The 5495-nt window shown below is 68.6% G+C and carries 6 protein-coding genes; 2 read left to right on the top strand and 4 right to left on the bottom strand.

Annotated elements, in window-relative coordinates:
• Both IBL25_RS24115 and IBL25_RS24110 read right to left on the bottom strand, forming a co-directional pair.
• On the bottom strand, nucleotides 1-1437 hold a 1437-nt coding region (locus tag IBL25_RS24115; RefSeq protein WP_202986877.1), incomplete at its 3' end, for an acetate--CoA ligase family protein.
• Nucleotide 1438: 1 nt separating this feature from the next.
• A complete protein-coding gene (locus IBL25_RS24110) occupies nucleotides 1439-2209 on the bottom strand; it encodes an enoyl-CoA hydratase/isomerase family protein (RefSeq protein ID WP_187781010.1) in 771 nt (256 codons plus the stop codon).
• Between the two features lie 204 nt (nucleotides 2210-2413).
• Here IBL25_RS24110 and IBL25_RS24105 point away from each other — a divergent pair, with 204 nt between their 5' ends.
• Nucleotides 2414-3382 (top strand): Bug family tripartite tricarboxylate transporter substrate binding protein, encoded by a 969-nt coding sequence (locus tag IBL25_RS24105; protein ID WP_202986876.1) that lies wholly within the window; start codon nucleotides 2414-2416, stop codon nucleotides 3380-3382.
• Nucleotides 3383-3409: 27 nt separating this feature from the next.
• Nucleotides 3410-4408 carry a Bug family tripartite tricarboxylate transporter substrate binding protein gene (locus IBL25_RS24100; protein WP_187781009.1) on the top strand — a complete coding sequence of 333 codons (999 nt, stop codon included), beginning with the start codon at nucleotides 3410-3412 and terminating at the stop codon, nucleotides 4406-4408.
• 108 nt (nucleotides 4409-4516) lie between these two features.
• On the opposite strand, the gene IBL25_RS24095 is transcribed toward IBL25_RS24100, so the two are convergent.
• Together IBL25_RS24095 and IBL25_RS27120 are read right to left on the bottom strand one after the other, a co-directional pair.
• On the bottom strand, nucleotides 4517-5146 hold the full coding sequence (locus tag IBL25_RS24095) for a TetR/AcrR family transcriptional regulator (RefSeq protein ID WP_187781008.1): 630 nt from the start codon (nucleotides 5144-5146) through the stop codon (nucleotides 4517-4519).
• 21 nt (nucleotides 5147-5167) lie between these two features.
• On the bottom strand, nucleotides 5168-5495 hold a 328-nt coding region (locus IBL25_RS27120), incomplete at its 5' end, for a hypothetical protein (protein WP_238940632.1).

The raw sequence follows: 5495 nt of genomic DNA, 5'->3' as shown, positions 1-5495 counted from the left end.
CACGGGCGCGGGCGGCGGCGGCAGGTCCCGCGCGGCGGCCAGGCCGCAGAGCCCGGCCAGGGTCTGCGCCGAGGGGCCGACGCCATCCACCACGGGGAAGCCCATGGCGGTCAGTTCCTCCACCGCGTCCTGCGGGCCATGGACCGTCAACATCACCACCTTCTCGGGGTAGCGGGCGCGGATGGCGGTGAGCGTCTGCATGTACACATTGCGCAGGCGCGGCAGGTAGAGCGAGGAGGAGAGCAGCAGAAGCAGAGAGTCGCAGTTCTCGTCATCAAGGATCGCGGAAAGGATCTTTTCCAGGATCTCCGGCCGGCTGGACATCTGCGCCGTGGCATCCACCGGATTGCGAGGCGAGGCATAGGGCACGGCTTCAAGGATGCGGCGCTGCGTCTCGGCGGAAGGCATGGGCAGTTCCAGCCCCGCCGCGCTGGCGGCATCGGCCAGCAGCACGCCGAAGCCGCCGGAAGCGGTCAGCAGCATCACGCGCCGGCTCTTCGGCAGCCGCTCCAGCCCCAGCACGGCGGCGGCATGGCCGAGGTCGAGCATCTCCTCCACGCTCTGCACCCGCCAGACGCCGGCGCGGCGGAAGACGGCATCGAACACGGCATCCGAGCCCGCCAGCGCCCCGGTATGGGAGGCGGCGGCGGCCTGCCCGGCCTCGGAAGCGCCGATCTTCAGCACGATGACGGGCTTGCCCGCCCGCCGCGCTTCCTCGAAGGCGGCGATCAGCCGGGGGGCGTCGCGGCAGGTCTCCAGGCAGCAGAGGATGACCTTCGTGGCCGGGTCCCGCGCCAGCCAGGCGATGCCATCGGCGATATCGACATCGCATTCATTGCCGGTGGTCAGGAAGCGGCTGATGCCGATGCCGCGTTCCCGCGCCAGCAGCGCCGTGTAGCTGCCGAGATTGCCGCTTTGCGAGGCGATGCCCAGCGGCCCCGCCGGCGGCAGGCTGCTTTCCAGCACGATGGAGAAGGTGGCGATGGATTTCTCGGCGATGCTGAGCGCGCCAAGGCAATTCGGCCCCAGCACGCGCATGCCGGTGCGGCGCGCGGTGTCGCGCAACTGCGCTTGCAGCGCCTCCCCCGCCTCGCCCAGCTCGGCGAAGCCGGAGGAGAAGATCACCGCGCCGCGCACGCCGCGCGCCGCGCAGGCTTCCAGCGCCGCCGGCGCCGCCTCGGCCGAGACGGCAATGATGGCGAGGTCCGGTGCCTCCGGCAGCGCCTCCACGGAAGGATAGGCCGGCAGGCCCTGCACTTCCGTGGCGCGTGGGTTCACCGGGTAGATCTTGCCGGGATAGCCGAAGCGTTGCAGCAACTGCACCGGACGCCCGCCGATCTTGGTGGCATCCTGCGAGGCGCCGATGATGGCGATGGCGCGTGGCTGCAGGATGGCCTCCAGCCCGGCACCGATGGTCATGTCCTGCGTCAGCGGCATCTCAGCGGCCTTTGAACACCGGCTTGCGCTTCTCGATGAAGGCCATGCGCGCCTCCTTCGCATCCTCGGTGCGCGAGAGCGCGACCGTGAAGTTCTGCTCGAAGCGGTAGGCGTCCTTCTGCGGCATCAGCTCGACCATATTGGCCGAGGTCTTGGCATAGTTGATGGCCAGCGGGCTCTTGTTGGCGATCTTCTCGGCATAGCGCATCGCGGTGGGGAGCAGATCCTCCGGCGCCGTGCAGGCCTCGATGATGCCGCGGCGGTACAGCTCGGCGGCGGAGAGGCGCTCGCCCGTGTACATCAGCAGCCGCATGGTGGAGCGGCCAAAGATGGTGTTCAGCATGGCACCGCCGCCGGCCAGGCCGACATCGATCTCCGGCATTCCGAAGGTGGCGTTCTCGGAGGCGAGGAAGATGTCGCAGGCGGCCATGAGGCCAAGGCCCGCGCCGAGCGCCGCGCCGTTGACCGCCGCGATCACCGGCTTGGCGCATTCGCGGATGGCATTGCCGGTCTCGCGCGTCACGCGGTTGTGGCTGCCGAAGGCGCCGAGCTTGGTATTGTCCGGGCGGTCCTTCAGGTCGGCGCCGGCGCAGAAGACCTTGCCGGCCCCGGTGAGCACCGCCACGCGCACGTCGTCCCGCTCCGATATCGCGTCAAAGACCTCGATCAAGGCGTTCCGCATCTCGCGGTTCAGCGCATTGACCGGGGGCTTGTTGAGGGTGACCAGCGCGATGTGGTCCTTGACCTCCAGCCGCACGATATCGTCGGACATCTCATCTCTCCCTTCGCGCCGGGCGGCTCATGCCACAAAGGCACTGTCCGACCGGTCAGTCGAGGAACGCTAGCATTGGCAGGACCGGACTGGCAACACGCATAGCAGCCACAACGCACGGTGATTGACCGTTCGGTCAGGGGGAGGCTAGGATCGCCCCGCAAGACCGGGCACGAAAACCACCGGACGAGAAGGAGGAAGCTCGTGAAGCCAGTATCCCGGCGCCCCTTGCTGGCCGCCACGGCCGCCAGCCTCTTCATGCCCGCCATCGCCCGCGCCCAGGGCGGGCGCGCCATCCGCTTCGTGGTGCCCTTCGCGCCAGGCGGGCTGACCGACGTGATCACGCGGCTGATCGCCCAGAACATGTCGGAAAGCCTGGGCCAGACCATCGTGGTGGAGAACCGGCCGGGCGGCAACGCCATCATCGCCTCGGAGGCCGTGGCGCGGGCGCCGGCCGATGGGTTGACGGTGCTGGTGGGCGGCACGGCCGGCCTGCCGCTGAACGCCATGATGCGCCCCAACCTGCCGTTCAGGCTGCAGGATTTCGCGCCGGTCGCGCTGCTCTTCGATGGCCCGCTCTCCCTCACGGTCAATGCCGAGCTGCCGCCCCGGGACATCGCCAGCTTCGTGGCCTATGCCAAGACGCAACCGGACCCGCTGCGCTACGCCACCAACGGCACCGGCAGCGTCAGCCATCTCTTCGGCATCATGATGGCCGATGCCATGGGCATCCGCCTGACCGATGTCGCCTATCGCGGCAATGCTCCATCCACCACCGACCTGCTCTCCGGCATCATCGAGATCAGCGTCGAGGCGCCGACCATCACCATCGAGCATGTGCGCGCCGGCAAGCTGCGCATCCTCGGCCTCTCCTATGACGAGCGCGCGCCACTGCTGCCCGAGATCCCGACCTTCAAGGAGGCCGGCTTTCCCGCGCTGGTGACCTCCTTCTGGACCGCGCTGCTGGTGCCGGCGCGGACGCCCGTGGCGGAGATCGCGCGCCTCAATGCCGCCGCCAACAAGGCCATGGAAAGCGAGGCCGTGCGCAACCGCCTGGCCGGCGACGCCCTGCGCGCCATCTCCGGCCCGCCGAGCCTGCTGGATGAGCAGATGCAGCGCGACCAGGCGCAGTGGGGAAGGATCATCTCGGAAAGGAAGATCACGCTCGAATAAGCGGCCGCAGCACAGGAGGGAACGCGAATGGATGGAATGCGATGCGCCGCCAAGGTCCTGGTCGGCCGGCGCGGATTGATGGCGGCGGGCCTTACGGCCAGCCTGGTTCCGGCAGCCGCGCGGGCCGCCGACTATCCCAGCCGGCCGGTGCGCATCGTCGTCGCCTTCTCCCCAGGCGGGGAGCCGGACATTCTCATCCGCGCCATGGCGCCCGCCATGCAGGAGGCCCTGGGGCAGCCCGTGGTGGTGGACAACCGCCCCGGCGCCACCACGATCATCGCCGCGGAGCATGTCTCGCAGGCGCCGGCGGATGGCTACACGCTGCTGCTGACCTCTTCCACGACCTTCGCCGTCACGCCGCATCTCTTCAAGAAGCTGCCCTACCGGCTGGAACAGTTCAGACCCATCGCCCTGCTGATGCGCGCGCAACTGGCGCTCTACAGCAATCCCAGGCTGCCGGTCCGCAGCGTGGCGGAACTGGTGGCATACGCGAGGAAGCAGCCTGAGCCGGTCACCTTCACCACCACCAATCGCGGCGCCGTGGCGCATCTCTCCGGTGAGCGGATGAAGCAGGTCACCGGCATCGCCATGACCGACGTGCCCTTCCGCGCCAGCTCGGCGGCGGCGCAGGCGCTGATCCGCGGCGACGTCGATGTGGGCTTCGACGGCGTCGCCTCCTACGTGGAGCTGGTCAAGGCCGGCGAGATCCGCGCCCTGGCCGTCACGGGCGAGAAGCGCGTCGCCGCGCTGCCGGATACGCCGACCTTCGCCGAAGCGGGCTTCCCCGATGTGGCCCAGCCCTACTGGTACGGGCTCTTCGCGCCCGCCGGCGTGCCGGATGTGGTGGTGGAGAAGGTCCTGGCCGCCACGCGCAGCGCGCTGAAGGGGGCGGCACTCGGCAGCCAGATGCAGGCGCAGGGCGCGACGCTGGAGGGCACCGGCCCCGAGGCCTTCGCCCGGCTGCTGACGGCCGAGCGCGAAAGCTGGGGTGCCCTGATCCGCGGCATCGGCCTCAAGCTGGACTAGAGCAGATCCCGATCAGGTGGAATCACCTGATCGGGTGAAGATGCTTGCAGGAACAGAAGACTAGAGCGGTTGAAGTGAGCCAGGGCGAACGGAAACCGCTCCAGGGGCTCAGGGGGCCGGGGGTTCCGCCTTCAGCCCGTTGAAGATCATGTCGAAATAGGTTTCGGCCACCTGCACGGCGGTCAGGCCCTTCTCGGGCTTGTACCAGCGGTGCATCCAGTTCAGCGAGGACAGGATCAGCCGCCCGGCGTGGGAAACATCCACCGGCCGCATCTCGCCGGCCTCGATGGCTTCCTTCAGCAGGTTGCGCAGCAGGCCCTCGTAGCGGTCGCGCCACATCATCCGCTCCTTCTGCCGCCGTGCTTCCGGGTCGCTCCAGAAGGAGGAGGTGGAGGCCAGCCAGGCCCAGCGGTAGCGGTGGAAATATTCCGCCGTGCCGATCATGAAGGCGCGGATGCGCTCAGTGGGAGTGGTGTTCTCCGGGATGCGCGCGGTCACGAACTCGCAGAGTTCCCGCGTCGAGCCGAGGGCGATGCGGGCGAAGATCTCGTCCTTGTCGGCGAAGTGATGGTAGAGCAGCGACTTGGAGATGCCGCAGGCGGCGGCGATGTCGCGCATCGAGGTACCGTCATAGCCATTCGTCGCGAAAAGACGGGCTGACTCGGTGAGGATCTGTAGAATCCGCTCCGATGGCCCGGTCTGGTCCACCACGGATAGCTTGGTTGCCGCGCGGGCCATGGGGCATCCTCCTGAAGGCCGTCAATATTGACCGAACGGACGGTCTCCCGCAATCCCTTCGTCCCGGACCCCCGCCGCCGGGAAGATGGCTGGCGCGCACAGGCAGGTCCTGAAACCCGCATGATGGGCGCGCGGGCCGCGGGCGGCCATGGAAGCGGCGCGATATGCGCATTCCCTGGAGTTGGCATCTGGCGCTTTGCCTTTCCGTGGGCGATATCCCACCGCCATGAGGAATCGCGCCGGACGTGATCCTGACCGCCAGGACGGCCGGCACTGCCTGAGGAGGGCGCCTTGGAACTTCGCTTCACCGCCGAGGAGATCGCCTTTCGCGACGAGCTCCGCCGCTTCT

The organism is Pseudoroseomonas ludipueritiae (genome assembly GCF_014490445.1).
GTDB classification, from domain to species: domain Bacteria; phylum Pseudomonadota; class Alphaproteobacteria; order Acetobacterales; family Acetobacteraceae; genus Pseudoroseomonas; species Pseudoroseomonas ludipueritiae.
The sequence above is the reverse complement of the archived record's forward strand: the minus strand, read 5'-3'. Positions and strand labels throughout refer to the sequence as shown.

What these genes read in the sequence shown, in the direction of transcription:
- IBL25_RS24110 (WP_187781010.1), bottom strand. Translation starts at nt 2,209, where the DNA reads ATGTCCGACGATATCGTGCGGCTGGAGGTCAAGGACCACATCGCGCTG.
- IBL25_RS24100 (WP_187781009.1), top strand. Translation starts at nt 3,410, where the DNA reads ATGGATGGAATGCGATGCGCCGCCAAGGTCCTGGTCGGCCGGCGCGGA.
- IBL25_RS24095 (WP_187781008.1), bottom strand. Translation starts at nt 5,146, where the DNA reads ATGGCCCGCGCGGCAACCAAGCTATCCGTGGTGGACCAGACCGGGCCA.